Source organism: Novosphingobium sp. PC22D, assembly GCF_002556635.1.
Classification (GTDB): domain Bacteria; phylum Pseudomonadota; class Alphaproteobacteria; order Sphingomonadales; family Sphingomonadaceae; genus Novosphingobium.
This window is the reverse complement of the sequence record NZ_MWMO01000016.1, coordinates 92,920-111,632: the sequence shown is the minus strand read 5'-3', so window position 1 is coordinate 111,632 and position 18,713 is coordinate 92,920. Positions and strand designations below refer to the sequence as shown.

Annotated in this window: 27 protein-coding genes; 1 reads left to right on the top strand and 26 read right to left on the bottom strand. The window is 63.2% G+C overall.

Translation table 11 applies throughout. The features are described 5' to 3' along the window. Window positions 1-56: 56 nt before the first annotated feature. The 10 genes from B2G71_RS19585 to B2G71_RS24585 form a co-directional block, all read right to left on the bottom strand. A complete protein-coding gene (locus B2G71_RS19585; protein WP_141521635.1) occupies window positions 57-389 on the bottom strand; it encodes a hypothetical protein in 333 nt (110 codons plus the stop codon). 41 nt (window positions 390-430) lie between these two features. Then, the gene (locus B2G71_RS19580) at window positions 431-847 is read right to left on the bottom strand and encodes a hypothetical protein (protein WP_229710490.1); all 417 of its coding nucleotides are present in this window, start codon (window positions 845-847) and stop codon (window positions 431-433) included. Further along, window positions 825-1,091 carry a prevent-host-death protein gene (locus B2G71_RS19575; RefSeq protein ID WP_098108388.1) on the bottom strand — a complete coding sequence of 89 codons (267 nt, stop codon included), beginning with the start codon at window positions 1,089-1,091 and terminating at the stop codon, window positions 825-827. The genes B2G71_RS19580 and B2G71_RS19575 overlap by 23 nt, the downstream gene beginning before the upstream one ends. A gap of 89 nt (window positions 1,092-1,180) precedes the next feature. Further along, window positions 1,181-1,552 carry a DUF3768 domain-containing protein gene (locus B2G71_RS19570; RefSeq protein WP_206049462.1) on the bottom strand — a complete coding sequence of 124 codons (372 nt, stop codon included), beginning with the start codon at window positions 1,550-1,552 and terminating at the stop codon, window positions 1,181-1,183. A gap of 18 nt (window positions 1,553-1,570) precedes the next feature. Further along, the gene (locus tag B2G71_RS19565; RefSeq protein ID WP_229710489.1) at window positions 1,571-2,560 is read right to left on the bottom strand and encodes a hypothetical protein; all 990 of its coding nucleotides are present in this window, start codon (window positions 2,558-2,560) and stop codon (window positions 1,571-1,573) included. Further along, the gene (locus B2G71_RS19560; RefSeq protein WP_141521634.1) at window positions 2,557-2,913 is read right to left on the bottom strand and encodes a hypothetical protein; all 357 of its coding nucleotides are present in this window, start codon (window positions 2,911-2,913) and stop codon (window positions 2,557-2,559) included. Before B2G71_RS19560 ends, B2G71_RS19565 begins: the two co-directional genes overlap by 4 nt. Then, window positions 2,906-3,367, bottom strand: a complete 462-nt coding sequence (locus B2G71_RS19555) for a hypothetical protein (protein ID WP_098108386.1) — start codon at window positions 3,365-3,367, stop codon at window positions 2,906-2,908. The genes B2G71_RS19560 and B2G71_RS19555 overlap by 8 nt, the downstream gene beginning before the upstream one ends. Window positions 3,368-3,377: 10 nt before the next feature. Continuing rightward, complete coding sequence (locus B2G71_RS19550; protein ID WP_141521633.1) at window positions 3,378-3,605, bottom strand: hypothetical protein; 228 nt, start codon at window positions 3,603-3,605, stop codon at window positions 3,378-3,380. 85 nt (window positions 3,606-3,690) lie between these two features. After that, window positions 3,691-5,007, bottom strand: a complete 1,317-nt coding sequence (locus B2G71_RS24355; RefSeq protein WP_188821212.1) for a hypothetical protein — start codon at window positions 5,005-5,007, stop codon at window positions 3,691-3,693. 23 nt (window positions 5,008-5,030) lie between these two features. Continuing rightward, window positions 5,031-5,693, bottom strand: a complete 663-nt coding sequence (locus B2G71_RS24585) for a phosphoadenosine phosphosulfate reductase family protein (RefSeq protein ID WP_240530242.1) — start codon at window positions 5,691-5,693, stop codon at window positions 5,031-5,033. 71 nt (window positions 5,694-5,764) lie between these two features. Between B2G71_RS24585 and B2G71_RS24580 the strand changes: the two genes are divergently transcribed. Further along, on the top strand, window positions 5,765-6,181 hold the full coding sequence (locus B2G71_RS24580) for a hypothetical protein (RefSeq protein WP_240530241.1): 417 nt from the start codon (window positions 5,765-5,767) through the stop codon (window positions 6,179-6,181). Here B2G71_RS24580 and B2G71_RS19535 read toward each other — a convergent pair. From B2G71_RS19535 to B2G71_RS19455, 16 genes are all read right to left on the bottom strand, one after another. Further along, a complete protein-coding gene (locus B2G71_RS19535; RefSeq protein ID WP_240530240.1) occupies window positions 6,164-6,955 on the bottom strand; it encodes a hypothetical protein in 792 nt (263 codons plus the stop codon). The genes B2G71_RS24580 and B2G71_RS19535 overlap by 18 nt on opposite strands. A 339-nt stretch (window positions 6,956-7,294) precedes the next feature. Further along, window positions 7,295-9,334: a DNA cytosine methyltransferase gene (locus tag B2G71_RS19525; RefSeq protein WP_098108383.1), complete on the bottom strand. Its 2,040-nt coding sequence runs from the start codon at window positions 9,332-9,334 to the stop codon at window positions 7,295-7,297. 31 nt (window positions 9,335-9,365) lie between these two features. Beyond that, the gene (locus tag B2G71_RS19520; RefSeq protein WP_098108382.1) at window positions 9,366-9,671 is read right to left on the bottom strand and encodes a hypothetical protein; all 306 of its coding nucleotides are present in this window, start codon (window positions 9,669-9,671) and stop codon (window positions 9,366-9,368) included. After that, complete coding sequence (locus B2G71_RS19515) at window positions 9,668-10,195, bottom strand: hypothetical protein (RefSeq protein ID WP_098108403.1); 528 nt, start codon at window positions 10,193-10,195, stop codon at window positions 9,668-9,670. The genes B2G71_RS19520 and B2G71_RS19515 overlap by 4 nt, the downstream gene beginning before the upstream one ends. Before the next feature lie 91 nt (window positions 10,196-10,286). Further along, window positions 10,287-10,682, bottom strand: a complete 396-nt coding sequence (locus B2G71_RS19510) for a type II toxin-antitoxin system VapC family toxin (protein ID WP_098108381.1) — start codon at window positions 10,680-10,682, stop codon at window positions 10,287-10,289. After that, window positions 10,682-10,927 (bottom strand): type II toxin-antitoxin system VapB family antitoxin, encoded by a 246-nt coding sequence (locus tag B2G71_RS19505; protein ID WP_098108402.1) that lies wholly within the window; start codon window positions 10,925-10,927, stop codon window positions 10,682-10,684. The genes B2G71_RS19510 and B2G71_RS19505 overlap by 1 nt, the downstream gene beginning before the upstream one ends. 69 nt (window positions 10,928-10,996) lie before the next feature. After that, window positions 10,997-11,506: a hypothetical protein gene (locus tag B2G71_RS24350; RefSeq protein WP_188821206.1), complete on the bottom strand. Its 510-nt coding sequence runs from the start codon at window positions 11,504-11,506 to the stop codon at window positions 10,997-10,999. Window positions 11,507-11,604: 98 nt separating this feature from the next. Next, window positions 11,605-11,820: a hypothetical protein gene (locus tag B2G71_RS24195; protein ID WP_168176418.1), complete on the bottom strand. Its 216-nt coding sequence runs from the start codon at window positions 11,818-11,820 to the stop codon at window positions 11,605-11,607. Between the two features lie 29 nt (window positions 11,821-11,849). After that, a complete protein-coding gene (locus B2G71_RS19490) occupies window positions 11,850-12,524 on the bottom strand; it encodes a hypothetical protein (RefSeq protein WP_188821204.1) in 675 nt (224 codons plus the stop codon). Window positions 12,525-12,603: 79 nt separating this feature from the next. Then, window positions 12,604-13,623, bottom strand: a complete 1,020-nt coding sequence (locus B2G71_RS19485; RefSeq protein WP_098108379.1) for a hypothetical protein — start codon at window positions 13,621-13,623, stop codon at window positions 12,604-12,606. Continuing rightward, complete coding sequence (locus tag B2G71_RS19480; RefSeq protein ID WP_229710488.1) at window positions 13,620-14,225, bottom strand: hypothetical protein; 606 nt, start codon at window positions 14,223-14,225, stop codon at window positions 13,620-13,622. Before B2G71_RS19480 ends, B2G71_RS19485 begins: the two co-directional genes overlap by 4 nt. Window positions 14,226-14,268: 43 nt before the next feature. Next, window positions 14,269-14,487, bottom strand: a complete 219-nt coding sequence (locus B2G71_RS19475; protein ID WP_098108377.1) for a hypothetical protein — start codon at window positions 14,485-14,487, stop codon at window positions 14,269-14,271. Beyond that, window positions 14,475-14,699, bottom strand: a complete 225-nt coding sequence (locus B2G71_RS19470) for a hypothetical protein (protein WP_098108376.1) — start codon at window positions 14,697-14,699, stop codon at window positions 14,475-14,477. Before B2G71_RS19470 ends, B2G71_RS19475 begins: the two co-directional genes overlap by 13 nt. Beyond that, window positions 14,696-15,340 carry a hypothetical protein gene (locus B2G71_RS19465; protein WP_098108375.1) on the bottom strand — a complete coding sequence of 215 codons (645 nt, stop codon included), beginning with the start codon at window positions 15,338-15,340 and terminating at the stop codon, window positions 14,696-14,698. Before B2G71_RS19465 ends, B2G71_RS19470 begins: the two co-directional genes overlap by 4 nt. 24 nt (window positions 15,341-15,364) lie before the next feature. After that, entirely contained in the window at window positions 15,365-16,294 is a 930-nt protein-coding gene (locus B2G71_RS19460; protein ID WP_098108374.1) for a zincin-like metallopeptidase domain-containing protein, read from the bottom strand. Between the two features lie 92 nt (window positions 16,295-16,386). Beyond that, window positions 16,387-18,630 (bottom strand): ParB/RepB/Spo0J family partition protein, encoded by a 2,244-nt coding sequence (locus B2G71_RS19455; RefSeq protein WP_098108373.1) that lies wholly within the window; start codon window positions 18,628-18,630, stop codon window positions 16,387-16,389. Between the last annotated feature and the right edge of the window lie 83 nt (window positions 18,631-18,713).

The window sequence follows — 18,713 nt, the reverse complement described above, 5'->3', positions numbered from 1 at the left end:
CAGGTTGCTCATGCTCAGTCTCCTTGCGGAGCCTGAATCATATCGCCGCCTGGCAATCAATGGGTCCTGAGCCTAGCTTTGAGCGCGTGGATCAAGGCGTCTTCGGCACGGATGAGGAGATATAACAACGAGTTATATTTCAACGACAGGTAATCGTAGGTGGGCCGGAGCAGGTCGATTTGAAGACAGTCCAGCAGTTCTCCGCGCGGTCCAGCGAGTTGCTGAAAATGATCGACCGCAGGATCGAAATATTCGCCATCACCGGGCTCGGCGCGCATGTCGCAGAAGCGCTGATCAGGCTCGATGTCGGCTTCCGCACGCTTCTGGCATTCGTCTGGCGTAAGAAAATGCCAGCTGATCGAGATCAGCCGATTGCTGTAATCGCGCATGAGAGTCTCCATTAGTCGCCGCTCGTCCGTCGTCTCCCGCATTACTCCGTGCGGTGCGTGATCTTCACTCGGTGCGCGACGATGTTGGCCGCCACTTGACGGTAGATCTTTTCCGGCATCGCGCCGATCACACAGTTTCCATCCGTACCGGATCGGACGTCAGGCCCGACCCATGTGAACTCATTAACATCGTTCCACACGACGCTGCTGCGTATATCGAGGCGGAGATGGTCGATCAGGCGTAGCGGTAGCTTGATCGAGAAATCGGGCGAGTAGTCGCGCGTGGTCAGCGGGACGGTGATAACGCGAAGGCGCCCCTCTTTGCGATAAGTGGCCACCACCATGCAGGGCCGTACTTTCCGGCCGTCGTCCTGGCCGCGTTCGTACTCGTGCCGCCAGAGGTAGAGGTAGTTGATGATTTCGCCGGCGCGCGGTTCAGTCCAGGAATTTGTTGGCATCGTAGGACTCGGCGACCGGATCTGCATTGCGGATGGCGTTGATGGCCTCGTTGCTCAACTCTTCGGGTGCAAGGGCGACGTGATCGAGGCGTGACAGACGCTCGAATTCAGCAGCTGAGAGCATGACGACGCGTGCCGCACCGTTGCGTTCGACGGCGATCGGGTGGGTCATGGCTTCATCGTAGAAGAAGCCGAAGCGCTTCGAGACTTCGCTCGAGCGGAAGGTTTCGATGGACGAGCTCATGGCCTGATCTCCTGCTGGCGCGAAATCCGCATAGCGATATACATTCCGTATATTACGGAATACGCGGATTTGCAATTGCCGCATGACGTTCAAAGGTCGTCGCGCATCATGATCGTCATGACGCGCCGGCTGACACTGGCATCGGCCGGATCGGGCGAGCCATACTCCAGGTTTGTGTCGTAGGCGTCGATCGCGAAATAGACGGTGTGGCCCTGATACTCGATCTGGCCGCGGTCGTGTTCGCTTCGATCGTCTGCCGGATAGACGAACTTGCGGATCGCGGCGAGGATCTGGGCTTGGGCAACCAGTTCATTGACCTTGCTATCGCCGGCGAATGTCCCAAGGCAGGTCCGGGTCATGACTGTCCGCGCGTTGCGGTCGAGACCATGCCTGCAGCGGTCATTGAGGCGCGCGAGGATCTCGCGCCGGGATAGGTCCTTGGGCGCCGTTGTGTTCAACATCAGAAGTCTCCGGTGGTGTCAGGCGGCCAGTTTGGGCCGCTCGGATGGCGGGATTGCCGCGTTGAAGCGTTCGATCCAGCTGCGCATGGTTGGCCGCTCGGCAACCGGGATCGATGCCGCGACGTCCTGGAAGCGGATGAGGTCGAGTGGGGCCTCGCGGGTGATCTGGTCGATGTCGTCTGCGGGGAGCAGACGTTCATGCCGGATAAAATCCGTCATCCGGCCTGGCCGCGCGCGGGTGGACTTGCGCCAGAGCCCCTCGACAGTGTGCAGGCGCGGCGCCGCACGCGCTTCGACCAGGACAATCAGGCGCAGACACCAGACCGGCAGTGTCCGGACTTCATCCGGGGTCATTCCGATGCAGAACCAGCAGCTCGATTTGGGCGGCACCGGCAGGCCGGCAGCGGCGATGCGCTTTTCGCAGGCCTCCCGGTCCATGCCCCATTCGCGTAGCGGGTAACGGTACTCGTAGAGCGGATCGACGATTTTGGCCGCGCGCGTGTAGCGGATCGTGTCGCGCTTGCCGGCGTCGAAACCGATCAGGCGGGTGACCTTCTGGCCCCTCGCCCATGCGTCGATCGCGGGCTGCCACGTCTTCAGGAATGCGTCCTGCGGCGCCTTTTTGTATTTGAGCGAGCAGCTCGACCCGCCCAAGCTCTTGCTCGGCAGCGTGGCATTGGTGAGGCACATTTCGAGCAGCGAATAGTATGGCGGCCAATGTTTGAAGCGCCGCGGCTGATAGCGCACGATTTCGAAAGGAATGCCGCGCGCGGCCATCCATGGCCGGATGATGTCGAGGTATTCGTAAGTAAGAGGATTCTCGACTCCCGTGTCGGCGGCGAGGACCAGGTCAGGCGCCTCGCCGCGCGCTTCAAGCTCGACCAGGAGCGCGGTGGAATCGACGCCGATGCCGTAAGCGAGGACAACAGGCGGCCGCGGCAGCGCCAGATAGTCCCGCACCCGGGTTGTTGTGCGCATGGTCTGCGATGGCATCTGCAGCCGTGTCATGCGGGCACCTGGGTTTCATGATCCCATGCGAATTGCGGCAACTCGTCAATGCACGGGCCATCGCAATCCCACATGATCCATTCGCAGTTCTCGCGTTTGGCAACGTCGATGGCCGCGTGGATCTCGGCCGGCAGGTCATTCGCCCGGATGATGCCGACATCGACGGCGGCGTACATGAACCACCCGAAGTCGGCCTTCTCGAAACAGGCCCAGGGACAGAGAGGCATCCAGTTTTGGGCTGTGTCAGGGCTCATATGTTCCGTGCTCAGCACGAGCATATGGGCCACCTCGTGGAGAGTTGCCTTGCTGTGAGAACGGGCGATGGCTTCGCGTGAGGTCCTTGCGCTAGTCATGCGAAGCCTCCTCAGCCGTCACGACAAGAGGCGGCACGGCAAAATCGGCAGCGTCGAGATAGGTTTCCACGGCCTCCAGACTGCCAAGTTCGGCGATCTTCGTGCGGTCGACGTAGGGGTTGCCATCGTTGCCGATGGGAAAGGTGACGGGTTCTCCTGTGCCTGTGAAGACGACGCGTTCAGCGCCCCACTGGCTGTCATAGCCATTACAGGAGCGAACGAAGGGAACGCCGTGCCGGTGGCAGAGCTCTTCGAGCTTCGTGAATCTGCCGTAGGCGACTTCCTCGGCGCACAGCTCCAGCGCTTGGCCATCGATACGCTCCGCTTCGTCGAAGGGTTCGCCGCCCCAGTCGGTGGACAGGCCCTCGTCCGCGATCGCGGTTTTGAGGTTTGCCCAGACGGCGGGATTGATGGAGCCGCCCAGCGTGATCCAGGCGGAAACGCGATCTACCATGATGGCCTCCTCAGTGAAGTTCGTTGAGAATGTCGTCGCACAGCTGCGCGTGGTCGCGCGCGAGCCGTTCGACGCGGGGCATGTCGTCCATGTCGATGATCTCGAAATCGTCGGACATGGAAGCATAGTCGGCGGGGCAATATTCATCCTGCCAGCACCAGGTGCCGTCCGGCCAAACCATGATCTTCACGCCGCCGTGAGGCGCGGCTGCTGCGGGCTGCTTCGTATCGGGGGACATAGGACTTCTCCTTCCGGCGTGGACTTACTCCGCCTCCGCCCTTCCCTTTCCCTCTCCACTCCAAGGCCGTGCGAGAGGGGAAAATTTAGCTTGCCGCGCCGTGGTGTTCGAATTCGAAAGCCGCATAAGCGCGCCAGAGATGCCCTTCAGCCTCGATCAGGTTCTCGAAGGTTCGCGTATCGCTGCCGATGGTGACGAGGAGCTGTTCCTTTTCGTCGAGGTCGATGCTTCCCGGTTCATAGATCCGGTGTGTGCGCACCGCCTGGCTACCGGGTTCCATGTCGGCACCGGTGGCCAAGAGGTTGGGGATGTCGCGCCCGCCGCACCGCCATGCGTCGAAGCGTTCACCCTCGGATGTGGCGGTGAGGTAGTGAGCCTTGGCGATCGACCAGGCCGCGTTGACGTGATCAAGGTCATCGCCGATGTCCGTGATCTTGCCTTGGGCGATCAGCGCGGCGCCGCGGCAGGACAGCCAGACGTCATGCATGATCATGTTCGCATCGATGTAGTCGTGAGAGGCACAGGCGCCGGGCATGATCGTCCGGTTGGCGAGGCGCATGGCTTGCCACTCTCTACAGGTCAGCGCCTGGGCCACGGCCTTGGCGAAGGCGCAGGCGAGAGTTTCACGGTTGGCGTGTTCCATAGCTTCGGCCTGGTCATCGCCGGAATAGATAGGCACGAGGTCATCTTCGGTGTCGCGGCGGTAAAGCGCGAAGCGCGGCGCGCCGACGATCTCGCGCATCGCCGGGTCGAGATAATCGATCCACATTTCCACTGGCTCGCCCATCGGCCCGGTACAGGCCTTGAAGCTGGGCGCGGCGTCGTTGCGCCAGCTCTCGTCGATCCAGTTGTCGGGTATCGGCGGCATGGCCGCAGGCGGGAAATCGGGGAAATGCGCAGCCCATAGGGGCTTGGCGCCGGGAGTAGCGGAACCGGCGACGGTCGGACACTCAGCGAGGACCGATGACGTCTGGTGGGACATCGCGCCAACGGGGCGCTCGTGGGCGTTCGGACGATTGGGGCCATCGTGGTCGCTGGGCTGATCGAGCATCAGAACGAGGATCGAAGGGCGATCCTCGAGCGGCAACGAACGCGCATCGAGGATATGGCGGCCGCCGCGTCCGATGCCGAAGGCGTTGAATATCGGCGAATGTTCGCCATCGGTATTGGGGATCGCCGTGCCGGCACCGTGATACTGGATGTCGACGAATTCTGCCGGGCCATAGTCCTTTCCGGGCAGGAAGCAAAAGGTGACGCGGCGTCCGTCGCTGGTTTTGGCGGTAATCGTGAATTCGCCGTCCGGTATGTCAATCGGCTTGTGCGGCACGTCGTTGAAGCCTGCAAAACCGATCGAGACGGCATCGGCTTTGGTCATGACGGGAAGATCCCTGATATCGGCCATGGGCGTTTCCTTTCGTGGTAAGGTCAGGCGGCCCGCCGCAGAGCAAGCAGGTCGGCAAAGCGGGCGCGCACCGCGCGGGCCGTCGGGAAGTGATTGGCCAGCTGGTGGCGCGCGAGGATCGGCGCGCGGGCCTTGGCGATCAGGTCCGCCTCGGCCATGGTCGGAAGGCGCGGCGGCCAGCCTTTGACGTAGCGCAGGCCTCCGGGCATCGCGGCTTCGGCCTCTCGGCGATGCTGGGCATCGATCTTGGCTTCCGCAATGCGCGTCCGCAGGTCTGCCGGCAGCAGGCCGGGCGCCGTGTCGGCAAGCCAGCGGGAGGGCTGAAACGAGAAGGTCGATTCCGCTTCGATCCCGCACAAGTGGACGAACGCATCGCGGTTGGCCGGGGCGCTCGCGGATGCGCGGGCGTCGGCGCTCGATTGCAGGACACAGAAGCGGCACGAGAGCCGCGAGCTGGCGTAGCAGGTGTAGGCCTCGTGTAGCGGGATGCCGAGACAATCGTGCGCGGAAAAGACCTCGTCCGCTGCCCAATTGGCGATGGGATGCCAGAGCATCATGCGCGTACCATGGGCGTTGCCATTGGCCGCATAGCGCGTGTCGCGTTTCCAGTCCGGCGCATGTGCCCGGGCAGTGCTTTCGTCGCGACGGATGCCGAGCACGTTGATGATCGTCGCTCCGCGCAGCACGCGGGCAAGATGCGGGCCGATAACGTGGGCCTTGGCCTCCGACGTACAGAAGCGGAGCGAGGCGGAGGACCATGGCCAATGAGATTGTAGGTCTCAAGGGCCTCGTAACGGCGCTTGCCGTTTGCGAAACGCTGCGCCCAGCGATCGAACAGATCGCCGGCACCGCGGCGGACCACCGTCAGAGGAAGTCCGGCCAGCGCTGCGAGCTGTTCGACCAAACCGGGTGTGCTCTCCCATTCGGCCCGGCCGAGATCGGCGTGGATGACGGCGCGCCGCTCGCGCGGGTGACCGAGCTGGTCGAGCACGATGTTGACGGTGAACATCGCGGCGGAGGAATCCTTGCCGCCCGACACGTTGAAAACGACCCATGCTCCGCTTCGGATCGCCGTGAGGATTTCCGATGGAAGCGTGAGGGGCGGCAGGCCTGCCGGCAGGGTGCCGGCAGGTTGCAGGATGGCCGGGCGCATCGGTCAGCGCTTCTGGGGTAGATGCGCCATGATTGCGGCTTCCTCGGGGACGGGAAGTCGCTTGGCGAGACTTCGTGCGATCGCTTCGCGATACGCCACCGCGATCCAGAAGGCATCCGGGTATCCTTCCCAGTCCTTGCCAATCAACGTGATCCGGTCGCCGTATTGTTCGATCCGCTGGCCGTTGTAGGATACGAGGACTTCGCCTTGCGTGACGCTGAATCGCTTGTGCTCGATTGCGACGCATGCCGGATCGAAGGGAAGAATGGCCGCGGCGGCAAGCGCGCGGCCGACCATAGCGGGCGTGCTATCAATGTTGATTCCGGCCTCGGTGATGACAGCGCAGCCCCCGCCGAATTCGTCGGGACGCAGCCGGTCGCAAGTAAACGCCCACGAGAAGGCGCAAGGCAGGGCAGACTTGCAGGCCGTGAAGATGAGCTTGGCGACCTGTTCGACGCCGAAGTTACTGCCGTTGAAGCTTACTGCACAGCACCCTTCGGCGTTGGAGGTATCGATGGAGATGTCACAGTCGAAGCTGGGGAAGTTGCGATCGTCGAAGAGGTCGAGGAAGCTTCCGAAATCGTCGCCATCCTTGGGTGGAAACAAGGCGGCAAAGCGGGGTCCGAGATCGGCGTAGCTGACCTCGTCAGCCAAGTCGCTGAGCGCTTCGCTCGCGCGCTGCGCCAGGCGGACCATCTCAGCGTCCTCGGTGGACATTTCGAGGACGAACGAACTGGTAAGGTAATGATTGGCCATGTGGGTTCTCCCTGGGTTATCTGCTGGCGGGCAGATCACCCTCCCCTTCCCTCTTCTCTCTAATGGGTCCCGATCCTCCCCGGGTGAGTGCCACTCTTGGGTCGGCAGGACACTGGCCTCGGGAGGGCCGCCGATGCGCCGGGCCGGATAGCGCGCGTGCCAGATGGCCCGCATAGACGGACACCGCTTTCCAGTAGGCGGCCATCGGGGCTTTGTGCCGGCGCCAGGATGTCTCGGCACGCTGGCGGGCATCCATCTGCAGGTCGATGAGAACTGCGCGAAGGGCGGACCGGCTGTCGGGGTCGAGTGTGCGAAGTCGCTCGGCAGCGGGTAGCGACAGGACGGGATTACGCACCTCGGCGCGGGTTGGACGGGCAGTCATGCCGATGCGTCCAGAGCGAAGGCAGCCTGGTCGTTGTTGACTGACAGCGCGAGCGCACCGGGTTTGGCCCAGATCTCGCGGCTCGAGAGGAAGAAGCTTTCGCCCATGTCGGCAAGGATGAGGCTTTCGCCGATCGTTTCGGCCATTCCGGTAGCGGCAGCGCCGGGGACCATATTGCCGATCCATTCACGCTTGGTGACGTCGCTACCCTCGATCAGGTCGAACGGAGTATGGCAGCGCCAGATATCGCCTTGCTCGGTTGTTTCCTGGAAGAAGATTTCTTCGGGATCGAACAGGGACTGCAAGGCGCCGAGATCCAGCGTGGTGAACGGGCGGTGCCAGGTGCCGTCGGTGGCGATGATCCGGCAGGTCAGGCGATCGTCGGGCTTGGGCAGCGTGATCGGATCGCTGTCGAATACTGCCTCGCGCGGGTCAGCGACGGACCAGGAACCGTTGTTGTTCTTCGCATAGGCAGGGATCGCGCGCGAGGTTTGGTGCCATGCCGTCACACCGTAATGCCCTTGCGTAGAGTAGCCTTCGCGATCAGGGCGATTAAGGCAGGCGGGCCGGGGATCCGCGACGGCAAAGGCACCATCACCGGTGGTGCTGGCACCGATCACGGCGCGGGTGCTGCGATCGTAGGGCGTCACCTTGTATTTGGTGGTGGTATATCCCTTTCCCTCTGGACGCGGGTCCGCGACAGCGACGCCGCCGGCAGGGCCGCCGGGCCCGGCGACGGCCGGTGAAGCCTGATCGAAGGGAACGATGCGAAATACGTTGTTGAAGCGCGGTTTCCCGGCGATGCGCGGATCCGCGATCGAGTGGGCCCCTCCGCCGGGAAGGGATTGGCCGGATACGGTTCCCGCATTCTTGTCCCATTCGTTGACGCCGTATTGGTGGTAGGTCTGATTGGCGCTCGCGGGCGGCCGGGGATCTGCAACGCTGTAAGCGCCGTTGGTCGAAGAGCTCCGGCCAGCGACTGTCCCGGTGTGTTTTTGCCATTCGCGCACGCCCAGGACGTCGGCATTCCAACGCGTATCGACACGGGGATCGGCAACAGAGAAGCGGCCCTGCCCCGGAGCGCGGTGGGTGGTGATGACCGGCGCGGTATCGGCCCAGGCATTCACGCCCAGCGCATTTTCCCGCAGCGGCATTTCGGGCACCACGCCGAAATCCCGCAGGTTTCCATCGACCACGGATAGCTCGTTGAGAGCCCGCCAGTCCTTGCCGGCAGGCACAAGAGCAAGGCGCAGCCATGTCTTCCACTGCAGGGCGGGCACCCGGTGCATGGCGCCGGCTATGGGATCGCCGGGAAGAGGCAGTTTGCCGATGACTTCACCGACGCCGCGCAAGCGGTGTTCGCGGGGCTGGTAAATGAACGGCGGTACTTTTTCGATGTGTCGTGCTATTAGCAGTGCGCGTTTGCGGCTTTGGGCCAGGTTGCCGATGACGCCGCAATCATGCGTGTCGAGGTTTACGGAATAGCCGTAGGCGCGGAACAGCGCGGTGATCTGGTCGAGTAGCCATTTGCCGCGCGTCAGGATCCTGGGGACGTTCTCGAAGAGGATAACCGGGATCGGGTTGTCCTTATAGGCTTCCAGCATTAGCCAGACGCCGCGCAGGGTGAGGCGATTGAGCGCCTGGTACTTGTCCGTTTTGGACTGGGCGGCGGAGAGCAGGCCCGAGAAGCCCTTGCACGGCGCCGAAAGGAAAGCGACGTCGACTACCGGGCCAAAAGCCTTACGGATGTCGGCGGGGATCGCCTCCTGCCAGTCGTTCGCCGGTTCGCGGCCGTGCCACATCATGTATTGTTCGCGATCGAACAGGTCCATGACGGTGCCCTGGCAGCCGGTGATCCGCGAAAAATTGCGGATGGCGCCGGCGTCTACATCGATACCTCCGACACAAACGAAGCGGGCCAGAGTGTTGCCGACGCGGGGCGAGGCTTTGTTGAAGCCCCTCGCGCCGCCACCGATGCCACAGAACAGGTGAGCATGGCGGATTTCGCGCACGCGGGTAATCGCCCCATGATGCATGGTTCGCAGCCTTCCTGAAATGGGGGTTGAGTTATGCCGGACGAACTTCCGGCTCCGGGTCCGTCACATCACCGAGGATGATGTTGATGCCCGCAGATTTGAGTTCGCGGCAGAGTGCCGCCTTGCGCTCGTCGGAATCACCGGTGTGGCAGATGTAGCTGCTGCGAGCTTGGTGGAAGGCAAATCCGGAGCGTTTCAGGCAGCCACGAAAGCGTTGGTGGGTTCGCTGGCTCCAGTTGTAGGTGCCGGCGTAGTTGCGAAACGCGGCCACGGCATGCACGGAACCGTAGTTCTCCTCGCGCCAGCGCAGTTCGATTTGGGGCTTTGCCTTGGTCATGAGTGAGCTTCCCCCGGATTATCAACCAGACGGCTAAGTCGCGCTTGAGCGCTCTCGGCGCATTCGGGGAATGCGGCTGCGAGGTTGTTGTGGAGCGTCTCGAAGTGGGGAATCGCGAAGCGGCCGTCCGCGGCCGGCCTTGTGGTCAGCAGCGCGCCGATGACGACTTCGTCAAGCTGGGGACGCGGAATGCGGGCGACTACTCCATCATAGTCGATCGGTGGCGCCATTCCGGCATCGTGCCAGTTGTCGAGTCCGTCCTCTACCGCTTCAGCATAGGCGGAAACAGCGGTGTCGTTCTCATTATCGATCTGCAGGACGAGCGTGCGATAGGTGCCGAAATCATGCTGGTTGGGCTTGCTGGTGAGCCGGCAGCCTTCGGGGGGAAGGCCATGGATAGCGATGATAGCGATCCGGTAGGCGTCGATTTCGAAGCGGTTGACCCGTTCGAAGTCAGGGGTTTGGCCAAGCTGGGCGCACTCGGCGTTGGCCGGTGCTGCTCCGATATCGATGGTGTAGGACAAGGGAACCTCCGTCGATCCTTCATGGATCGACAAGCCCTTGCCCCCTCACCTCAAGCGCATCCGGATCTTGTATGGTAGTATTGGCGTATTCTCAGGCCGCTTCGATGTCGGTCTGGGGAAAGTCATCGCCTTTGAACAGGAGCGGCACTCCGGCGATGCGCGCGCAGGCATAAGCGAAGCAATCCCCGAAATTAAGCGCAGCCGGATGACGCGACTTGCCGTAGCGATCGTAAGCATCGATCGCCTGCTTGTGGGCTCGCGCTGGAACAGCGGTGACCTCGATGCGGGCAAGCTGGAGGAACTCCTCGACGGCCTTGTGCGCCACGGCGACCTCCAGATCGAGGATGCGCCGAACCGCAAGGGCCGACTCCCATATTGCGAGAGGCGAAGTTATGCGTATGCGTGCATCCTGGAGACGCCTGAGCAGGTCAGCGGCATCGCTTTCCCCCGCGAGGATGGCGGTGATCGCCGATGCATCGACGAACATTAAAGTTCTCCGTAAAGGTCGTCGATGAAAGCCTTGTCGGCAGCCCTGCCCGCATTTGGCCCCGCACTGGCACGCAGTGCGCGCGCGAATGCCAGGCCCTTGTCGACGAGGGTCGGCGTTTGTTCTTCGCGTTCCAGTTCGTGTTCGAGCGCTCGGCGCACCGCTTCGGTCTTGCTTACACGCTGGATCGCGGCGAGGCGCTGCGCCATGCGGTTGACCTCCTCGTCCTTGACGTAAAGAGACATCGGAATATCCTCCATTGCGTTGGGATATACTACACTGCCGGGTCTAATCCAACTGTGTCCCGACAGGGGTCATTCCGGCTCGATCGTGAAGTTCCAGCCATGGACGTGGAGCATTTCGTTCTCGCTGCGGTCGAAGGCAAGGAAGGTGGAATCGAGATCGGTGCCTGGTTCGATCAGCAGCTCAAGAGTGTGCTGGGAACAGTCCGCCACGACTGCGCGCGTATATCCGGCCTCGCGTGCTTCCGCTTCGGAGCGGATCGGCGGAGGCGTTGCCTGGATGAAGGGCTTGGCGGCCATTTGGGCCGGACCGTCGAATGTGCCGAGCGACTTGAGGCGGTCGGTTTCGAGCATAGCGCCAAGATTGTCTGGAAGGTCGGCATAGTCCGCTGCGAGGGCGATCGCTGCCGCGGCGGTGGGGAGTTCGCCGGGCGCGGTGCCGCGCCAAATGAAAATGGCCTCTTCGCCATCGATTCGTGGATGGGGCTGCATCACCTGGACGAAGAACGTCGCCAGCGGGCGATCCCATCCGATCGTAACGCTGTTGGCAACGCCTTTGCCGGGAAAGTCATATCGGCTCATGATCATGGATCTCCTGTCAATTGGTCAACATCAGGCATTCGGGTTGCCGTTGCCGCAGGTGCGCCGCCGGGCAAATTGCTCGATGCCGACCGTTCGCACTATCGGGATTGCGGGGCGGGTTTTACGGCGACAGCGCGGAAGTTTTCGGCACCGATGACTTCGCTGTCCCAAGGTCGCGCTGCGCATGGCTCGACGTGGCCGTGGTGTGTCTGGTCGTTGATCAGGGTGCGGACTTCGCGCCGGGCCTGTGCTTGAGTGAGCCATTTGGGGCAGCGGATGCGGACAACGACATCGATGGTCTTGGACGAGGGCATGGGTGACATCCCTGATAGGGTAAAATGTCTTACGCGGCGACTGTTTCAGGAATGGCAGGCCCCCGGGCAGCGGCCGCCAGCGCATGTGATTGCCCGGTGGCGCCAAGTTGCAGCTCGCGTCGGATTCGGGCGGCGAAACGCGCCGTCTTCACGAATTCACGCATGGAGGCGAAGCGCAGGCGATCGCGCGCCGCTGGTCCGCGCTTGGCGAAGTATTGAACTTCGTTGCCCTCGTGGAGCGGACCGACGCTCAGAGACACCTCGAGGTCGCACGTGCTGAGCACGACGGCGCCCGAAATCGCTGGGTCGCCGTGAAACGAGGTCACGCGATAGCAGCCTTCAGGAAGCCCGAGCTCTCTGGCAAGTCCGCGCATGGCAGTCCGGCCGTCGGCGTGAAAGCGTTCTTTGGCCGCCCGGTCGTTGTTGACGCCGTGTAGTGCGAGCGAAAGTAGCGCCGGGAAGCGCTCGAGTTCACCCATACGGTGGCGGCAAAGCGCGCGCAGGCTGTCATCATCGGCGCGGAATGCCATGATGCGGGCGAAGTGGCGGACGAGTAGAACGATGGCTGGATCGTGTTCAGGATCGACGCCGGCGTTGCGGCAATCTTCGATGCCCTTGCCGAGCGCGTGGAACGTCGCAGCGATCGTGGTGAGACTGCTGGGATCGAGCGCCTGTTGGTGGCGAAACGGGACGTCGTATGTCATCGTGGGGCTCCGGGACGGACCGGGCGCAATCATCGCGCCCGCCCTTCCCTTCCCCCCTCTTCTCCGGGGCTAATGGCCTTCAGGCGGCGTTGGGCCGTTCGCGGTAGATGTCGGCTGCCCATGCCTCGATCCAACCGCCGGTCACTTCATCGTGAGCGAGGTCGCCAGATTCGATGAGGGCTCGCATCTCGTCCCGGGCCTGCTCCACGGCCGCCTCCCATGGATCGGCAGGCATCGTTTTCGGGACAGGACTGGGCGCGATCGCAAGAGGACGATGGGGCTCGCTGAGCCGATCAAGCTGCGCCCCTGTCCAGCGCTCCATATGGTCTGCTGCGAGCTCGTCGGACTTGGACACGCGCCGGCGATGCGCGTCACGGCGTGCCGCGGTGCCCCAGGCCTGCGAGTCAAGCGAAGCGACGCGGTGGGCATAGGGTTGCAGGTATGGGATGGCAGAACCTTTGACACCGAAAAGGTGGAGCCGTGGTCCGGGATTGGGCAGGATCTTGTCGAGGTGCGCTACAACCGCGAGCAGGCCGTCTGGGCCATCGATGTCGCGGCGGCACATCGATCCGACGCCTACGACGGCGCCGGGAAGCATCGACCAGGCGAGGGCTTCCGCGCACCGTTCGTAGTCCTGCGGGTATCGTCCCTGCAGCACGGGCATGAACCGATCGATGATCCCGAGGTCGGCCGCGCGTGAGCGGCATTCGCGGTTAGTGGCGACAGTTCGCGAGATCCGGTCGAGGACTTCGGCGCGATCGTTTGCGATTTCGGCCTCGCAGCAATAGTCGGCCGCCGCGAAACGACGGAATGGATAGGACGCGGCTAGCGCCATGTAGTCGGCGATCGACCAAGGATAGCCGCCATATCTGGCCATCAGGACATATCCGGCGCTGTCCAGATCGAGGCTTTTGAGCCCATGGGCATTGGCAAGCTGGCCGGTGCGCCAGCCTTGCCATTCGCGCCAGCCACCTGAAGCGGTGCGCCATCGCGACAGGCAGTTTGCGGAAATCAGCATGGGTTGCTGCATCATGCGCGCGCGCTGCAGGATCGGCCCTTCATTGAGGTGCGGCAGGCCGATGATGACCTCGATTGTCATGGCAGGATCTCGGCGTCGAGTTCATCGAAGCTGATGACGCTGCCGCGCGCCTCGTAACGAGCTGCATCGACCAGGGCCTTGACCATGGGATCGGCGTATGTGGGGCGGGCCAGATGATCGACGCTGACGAGGGTATAGCCAAGGATACCGACTTTGCCCTCCGGCACCCAATCGGCCCAATCGCCATAGGCGGTGGTCACGACAAGCTTGCCGATGCGTGCCTCGAAGGCTTCGCGCTCACGCCTGACGTGGCTTTGGCGTGGTTCGAGCGCCTCGCTGGCATAGGCTTCCCAGCGTTCGGGCCGCCAACTCTTGACGGTACTGGTGGCAAGCGAGAGTTCGATGTCGAAGAGCGGATCTCCGGCAGCGGCAAAATCGGTCTGGAACGCCAGGATCACGAGTGACCAGTCAACGTCATGCTCGTATTCGGGTTCGTCCAGACGCAAGGCCGCCGGCATGGCGGCCTGGCGCGCTTCGGAGATGACAAAGCCGCCATGCGATGGGGTCACGACGCGCCAGATGCCGGGCAGGCGCTGGGTGGCCGTGGCGGGTTTACCCCAACGGGTCATTTCGGGTGCGGGGGAGGAAGCGAATGCGGGCATGTATGTTCTCCTCGATCGTTCGCTCTCCCCTCCCCCGCTCCCCTCATTCAGCGTCGGCGAGCGAGGCCGACATGGTCTCGACAACGGGGCGGCGTTCGCAGTGTCGCCGGGCGCCCTCGGCGCTGTTGATGGCGCTGTGGAGGCGGCTCGCCGCCTTGGGGGCGCCTGCTGCGCGCAGGAGGCCGCGCGCTCGGCGCATGAATTTCAGGGCGTCGTCGATCTGATGCTTGGATCGCGGTGATGCGGGTTTCAGGCGGGACATCTCAAGTCCTCCTGTCTCTTGAGGGCAATGCGCACGGCGACTTCGCTGGCCGATAGATCGGCGCGCTCGATCACGCGCCAGGGCTGCATGTCATCGCCGGGGGCGACCATGACGGCGATTCCGGACTGCATCATGCGCTGCGCGACACGGATGGCATTCTCGCGGCTGCAGAGCCGTGCCCGCAGCGGCGAGAGGCTGGATGCCCTTCTCATGGCGGTGGCATCGTTGAAGAAGGACGGGGCGCGAAGATCGTTCGATGGACCTTCGTTTCCGGGACGATCGACCAGTCGAGGTCACGGAAATTGCGGATGCGATAGTGGCCGTGCCTGCCAACGGGGCGGAAGGTTATGGTCGCGCCGCGTTTGATGACAGTGAACTCGTCACCGGCGAAGCCATCTGTGAAGGTGATCGCCTGCGGGAATTTGACGCGCATGCCATCGACGATCTTTCGGGAACGCTTCTGCAGGCGGGCGAGGCAGCGCCGGCGCCAGTCGAGAGAATATTCGTTAGTGGTTGGCGTGAGCAGGCGAAGGATGTTCTCCGGGGCCTCAGCCTCGCAAGGGCCCATGCTTTCGCTCATGTCCTTGTACCCGAAGTGCATGGCCTCCTTGTCCCTCGGGTTCCACTTTACGAGGCAGACCATGGCGATGACCTCGGTCGGCACGCCGTTTTCGGAGTATTGCACCGCTGCGTACCAGACCCGGTTGCCGGGGCAGGACGATGCAAGAACGCGGGCGCCGCGCGCGACTCCGGTGTCGTCCGGCGCATTGATGAAGGTGAACTGGGCGTCGAGATAGGACTTGGGGGTAGCGTGCCCGCCCATGTGGTGCCTGTTCATGAAAAGCCAGCCCATGGTGATGTCTCCTGATGTGTGAGGTCATGCCGCTGCCTTCAGGGCATCGCCGGCAGGCGTATTCGCCTCGGCAAGGCTGAAAGCGCGCAGATAGTTGAAGGCTTGTTCGGCTTTGGCCGAGGCGGTGAAGATGGCGCTGTGGTCGGCGCGAAGTACCCTGACCCAATGCGCGAGGTAGCTGGCATGGCTATCGTGCAATTCGGTCGGCAGGCCGAGTTCAGCGCAAATGTAACTTGTTGTCAGTTCAGCACAAAGTTCCTCGACGCAGTAGGCATCGTCACCGAAACGCTTGCCGAACGTCCGGTTGAGACGGTCCTTGCTCCCGCTCCAATGGGCGCTTTCATGTCCTCTGGTAGAGGCGTAAGCGTCACCCGACTTGAAGCTGCCGGGATGGGGTAGCTGGATGTAGTCGCCCAGCGGGCTGTAGTAGGCTTCGTCGCCGCCATGGCGTACCCGCGCAGGAATTGCCGCGAAGAAGGTGTCGATCGCGTCCTGGCGCTGCGAAAGCAGGCTCGGTGTCGGGGGTACGTCGCGAGCGTAGTAGTAGTCGGGCAGGCCCTCGATCTCGTCTGCGTTGTAGACGATGTAGTGGCGCAGGAAGCGGATCAGCTGGCCGGTGGCCTCGCCCATCAATCCGGGTTGCCCGGCCTTGCGGAAGCTGGAGGCATAGATCGACATGGACGGATCGGCCTTGCGGCGCACTTGCGCGCCGAGTTCTTCGGCTTGTCGGGCGGTCATCCAGTAGCGGCTGCGGTATCCACGCGCGTCGGCAATCGTCCAGAGCCAGAGGCAGTTGATGCCGTTGTACGGGGTGCCTTCGTGGCGCAGTGGACGGCCGCCCTCCCCGGTCAGCGACCAGGAGCGGGTCCAGGGCGTGGTGCCGGCCTCGAGCCGGGAGACGATGGCATTGGTGACTTCGCGCGCGATGTCACGCGAATTGCGGGGAGTCTTCACGGGGTATGTCCCTTGTCCGGTGTGGCGAGAAAGGTCGCCGGTGAGCCGCACAGCCCACCGGCGGTTCATCAATGAGGTTGGAAGGACGCGCGTTATTCCGCCGCTTCGGCCCACTCGCTGACCGCATCATCGTCGCCAAAGACAGCAGGCGAACCGTCATCGACCTGCTGATCCTCGTCGCCATCGGTCGAGTCGTCGTCATCAATGGAGACACCCTCGCCGTCATCGCCGTCGTCGGGTCCAGCAAGGGCTGCGTCGATCAGGCTGGCCAGATCGTCCTCGGCTCCGTTGGTATCAGTGGGCGCATCGCCATCGTCCTGATCGGTCGACGCCTCGGCGGCGGCGAAGCGCATCGCAGCGGGAACCCAGGCCAGTGCCCTTTCCTTCACGTCGGCCTCGATCACCGCGTCGCCGGCGAACAGCTTCTCGCAGGAAGTCGAGATTTCGCCCTTCTTCTGGCTCGCATGGCGGCTCGAGAGAGCGGGCCCGCCCACTTCGTCGAGGAGCGAGAGTAGCGAGCCCTTCGGTACGCGGTCGAAGAAGTTCTCGGAGGTTGGCCGCCACCACTTGGCGACATCGACCTCGAGCAGGCCGGCCAGGTGGTTCTGCAGGGCATTCTGGCGATGGCTGTAGCTTTCCTTCGACTTGAACGACGTGGCGACCGTCCATGCTAGCCAGGCCGCCTTGACCTCATCATCAAGTGCCCGGAAGGCATCGAAACGGGCGATCATGGTTCGATGCTCCTGCCAGGAAGCGTCGAGACCTTCGCGCACTTCGGCGAGGTAGTCATGGGCGACCGATTTGGGATAGGCGTCGAAGCGGACCGGATCTTCCGGGTGCGGGGCGCGGATGGTAGTGCCGCAGGTCTCGTCCGTGCCCGTGGACTTGTCGACCATGGCGAACAGCATGTAGTCGAGCGCGAGCGCAGGGTTGGCGATCATGGATGCGCCTAGAACGTCGCGGCGCTGAACCGCAAGCTGGTCGAGGAGAACCTGGCTGAGCGCCTTCCCGCCCGGTGCGGCCTCGTCGGGCGACACTTCCTTGGTTGTGCCGGTGATGGTCCCGGTCTCGCGTTCCTCGATGCGGAAAGTCGGGGCGCGCGGGGCAGCTTCGCCCTCGATGCTGTCTTCGCCCGTGTCGCTCGCGTCCTCGCCGTCTTCATCGGGTTCGACCATGGTGACGCTGAGCGGCGTTTCGCTGTAATAGGTGTCGTCGAGTTTCATGCTGCCGTCCTGCGAGAGCGTCAGGAACAGGCCGACACGCGGGGCGAGTTCGGGAGGAAGGATCTTCTCGCGGCGACCGGCATCGCGCAGTTCGTCGCTGAGAGCATCGTGTTCAGCATCGAGGGCCTGCCAGGCTTCTTCCTCGAGTTCCTCGTTTTCCATCTCGAGGCTTACGATGCTGAGGCGTGCTTCGATCTCGCTGATGCGGGTGGCTTGGGCATCGCTAAGCGGCAGGCTCGGCAGGTTGACGCGGAACAGGTCGCGCGCGACTTCCCAGGTTGAGTTCGAGGCGACAGGGCGAATCCAGGCGAGGCCACGTTCTTCACCGATCCGCCTGGCTTCGGCTTCCATCGCCGCGGCTGCCAGCGTGTGGGCGATCTCGGGGTTGGTCCAGCGATCGCCGTTGTCGCTGAACAGGTCTCGATCGACGATGCCGCCAGCAGCAACGTAGGCTTCTTCACCGACAAGGCGCGCAATCGGATCGGTGGACTTCATGGATTCGTTGGCGATGACGCGGCGGATGGTGTCGGCGCTGGCATGGTAGCTGTTGGCGCCGTAGCTCTTCCACACCATCAGCTGGCGCTCATGGCTTTCGGTGGAGGCGTATGCCTTGGCCATGTCGAGGGTCAGCTCGCCGGACGCCAGGGCGTCGAAGATCGGCTCGGCAAGGTTTGCGAGGCGCAGGCGGCCTTCGACAAAGCGGCGGGTGATGCCGAAACGCCTGGCGACCGCGTCGATGTCGCCGCCCTGACCAAGACAGTGCTGGAAGGCGCGGCATTCGTCGGCGGGCGACATATTGAGGTGATGGAAGTTTTCAGCGAGCGAGGCTTCGGAAAGCTCGTCATTGCCGCCGCTCAGGATCAGCACGGGCACGTCGTATTCGGCCTCGTTGATGTCGCCGCGCTCAGCCAGCAACTTGAGAGCACGAAAGCGGCGGCTGCCGGCGATGACGCCGTAGGAGCCGCGCGGCTTCTTCACGGAAGTCACGACCAGGTTCTGCAGGATGCCGCGCGCGAAAATGTCGGCGGCGAACTGTTCGATCAGGTCTTCGCCGCGGGTACGCACGTTGATGTCGGACAGCACCAGCTTCGCGAGCTTGACGGTCTGGATCATGGGGAAAACACCTTTTTCTCATCGTCCGGCCAATTCACGGACACCCCTTCTCTTCCCCCTCCCCTCTCCTGACCGACCTGGCA

What these genes read in the sequence shown, in the direction of transcription:
- B2G71_RS24195 (WP_168176418.1), bottom strand. Translation starts at nt 11,820, where the DNA reads ATGCCCTCGTCCAAGACCATCGATGTCGTTGTCCGCATCCGCTGCCCC.
- B2G71_RS19570 (WP_206049462.1), bottom strand. Translation starts at nt 1,552, where the DNA reads ATGTTGAACACAACGGCGCCCAAGGACCTATCCCGGCGCGAGATCCTC.
- B2G71_RS19580 (WP_229710490.1), bottom strand. Translation starts at nt 847, where the DNA reads ATGCCAACAAATTCCTGGACTGAACCGCGCGCCGGCGAAATCATCAAC.
- B2G71_RS19560 (WP_141521634.1), bottom strand. Translation starts at nt 2,913, where the DNA reads ATGACTAGCGCAAGGACCTCACGCGAAGCCATCGCCCGTTCTCACAGC.
- B2G71_RS19510 (WP_098108381.1), bottom strand. Translation starts at nt 10,682, where the DNA reads ATGTTCGTCGATGCATCGGCGATCACCGCCATCCTCGCGGGGGAAAGC.
- B2G71_RS19525 (WP_098108383.1), bottom strand. Translation starts at nt 9,334, where the DNA reads ATGCATCATGGGGCGATTACCCGCGTGCGCGAAATCCGCCATGCTCAC.
- B2G71_RS19465 (WP_098108375.1), bottom strand. Translation starts at nt 15,340, where the DNA reads ATGGGCTGGCTTTTCATGAACAGGCACCACATGGGCGGGCACGCTACC.
- B2G71_RS19550 (WP_141521633.1), bottom strand. Translation starts at nt 3,605, where the DNA reads ATGTCCCCCGATACGAAGCAGCCCGCAGCAGCCGCGCCTCACGGCGGC.
- B2G71_RS19565 (WP_229710489.1), bottom strand. Translation starts at nt 2,560, where the DNA reads ATGACACGGCTGCAGATGCCATCGCAGACCATGCGCACAACAACCCGG.
- B2G71_RS19505 (WP_098108402.1), bottom strand. Translation starts at nt 10,927, where the DNA reads ATGTCTCTTTACGTCAAGGACGAGGAGGTCAACCGCATGGCGCAGCGC.
- B2G71_RS24580 (WP_240530241.1), top strand. Translation starts at nt 5,765, where the DNA reads ATGGCCAATGAGATTGTAGGTCTCAAGGGCCTCGTAACGGCGCTTGCC.
- B2G71_RS19470 (WP_098108376.1), bottom strand. Translation starts at nt 14,699, where the DNA reads ATGAGAAGGGCATCCAGCCTCTCGCCGCTGCGGGCACGGCTCTGCAGC.
- B2G71_RS19455 (WP_098108373.1), bottom strand. Translation starts at nt 18,630, where the DNA reads ATGATCCAGACCGTCAAGCTCGCGAAGCTGGTGCTGTCCGACATCAAC.
- B2G71_RS19575 (WP_098108388.1), bottom strand. Translation starts at nt 1,091, where the DNA reads ATGAGCTCGTCCATCGAAACCTTCCGCTCGAGCGAAGTCTCGAAGCGC.
- B2G71_RS19490 (WP_188821204.1), bottom strand. Translation starts at nt 12,524, where the DNA reads ATGACATACGACGTCCCGTTTCGCCACCAACAGGCGCTCGATCCCAGC.
- B2G71_RS24355 (WP_188821212.1), bottom strand. Translation starts at nt 5,007, where the DNA reads ATGGCCGATATCAGGGATCTTCCCGTCATGACCAAAGCCGATGCCGTC.
- B2G71_RS19480 (WP_229710488.1), bottom strand. Translation starts at nt 14,225, where the DNA reads ATGCCCGCATTCGCTTCCTCCCCCGCACCCGAAATGACCCGTTGGGGT.
- B2G71_RS19485 (WP_098108379.1), bottom strand. Translation starts at nt 13,623, where the DNA reads ATGACAATCGAGGTCATCATCGGCCTGCCGCACCTCAATGAAGGGCCG.
- B2G71_RS19555 (WP_098108386.1), bottom strand. Translation starts at nt 3,367, where the DNA reads ATGGTAGATCGCGTTTCCGCCTGGATCACGCTGGGCGGCTCCATCAAT.
- B2G71_RS19585 (WP_141521635.1), bottom strand. Translation starts at nt 389, where the DNA reads ATGCGCGATTACAGCAATCGGCTGATCTCGATCAGCTGGCATTTTCTT.
- B2G71_RS19520 (WP_098108382.1), bottom strand. Translation starts at nt 9,671, where the DNA reads ATGACCAAGGCAAAGCCCCAAATCGAACTGCGCTGGCGCGAGGAGAAC.
- B2G71_RS24350 (WP_188821206.1), bottom strand. Translation starts at nt 11,506, where the DNA reads ATGAGCCGATATGACTTTCCCGGCAAAGGCGTTGCCAACAGCGTTACG.
- B2G71_RS19475 (WP_098108377.1), bottom strand. Translation starts at nt 14,487, where the DNA reads ATGTCCCGCCTGAAACCCGCATCACCGCGATCCAAGCATCAGATCGAC.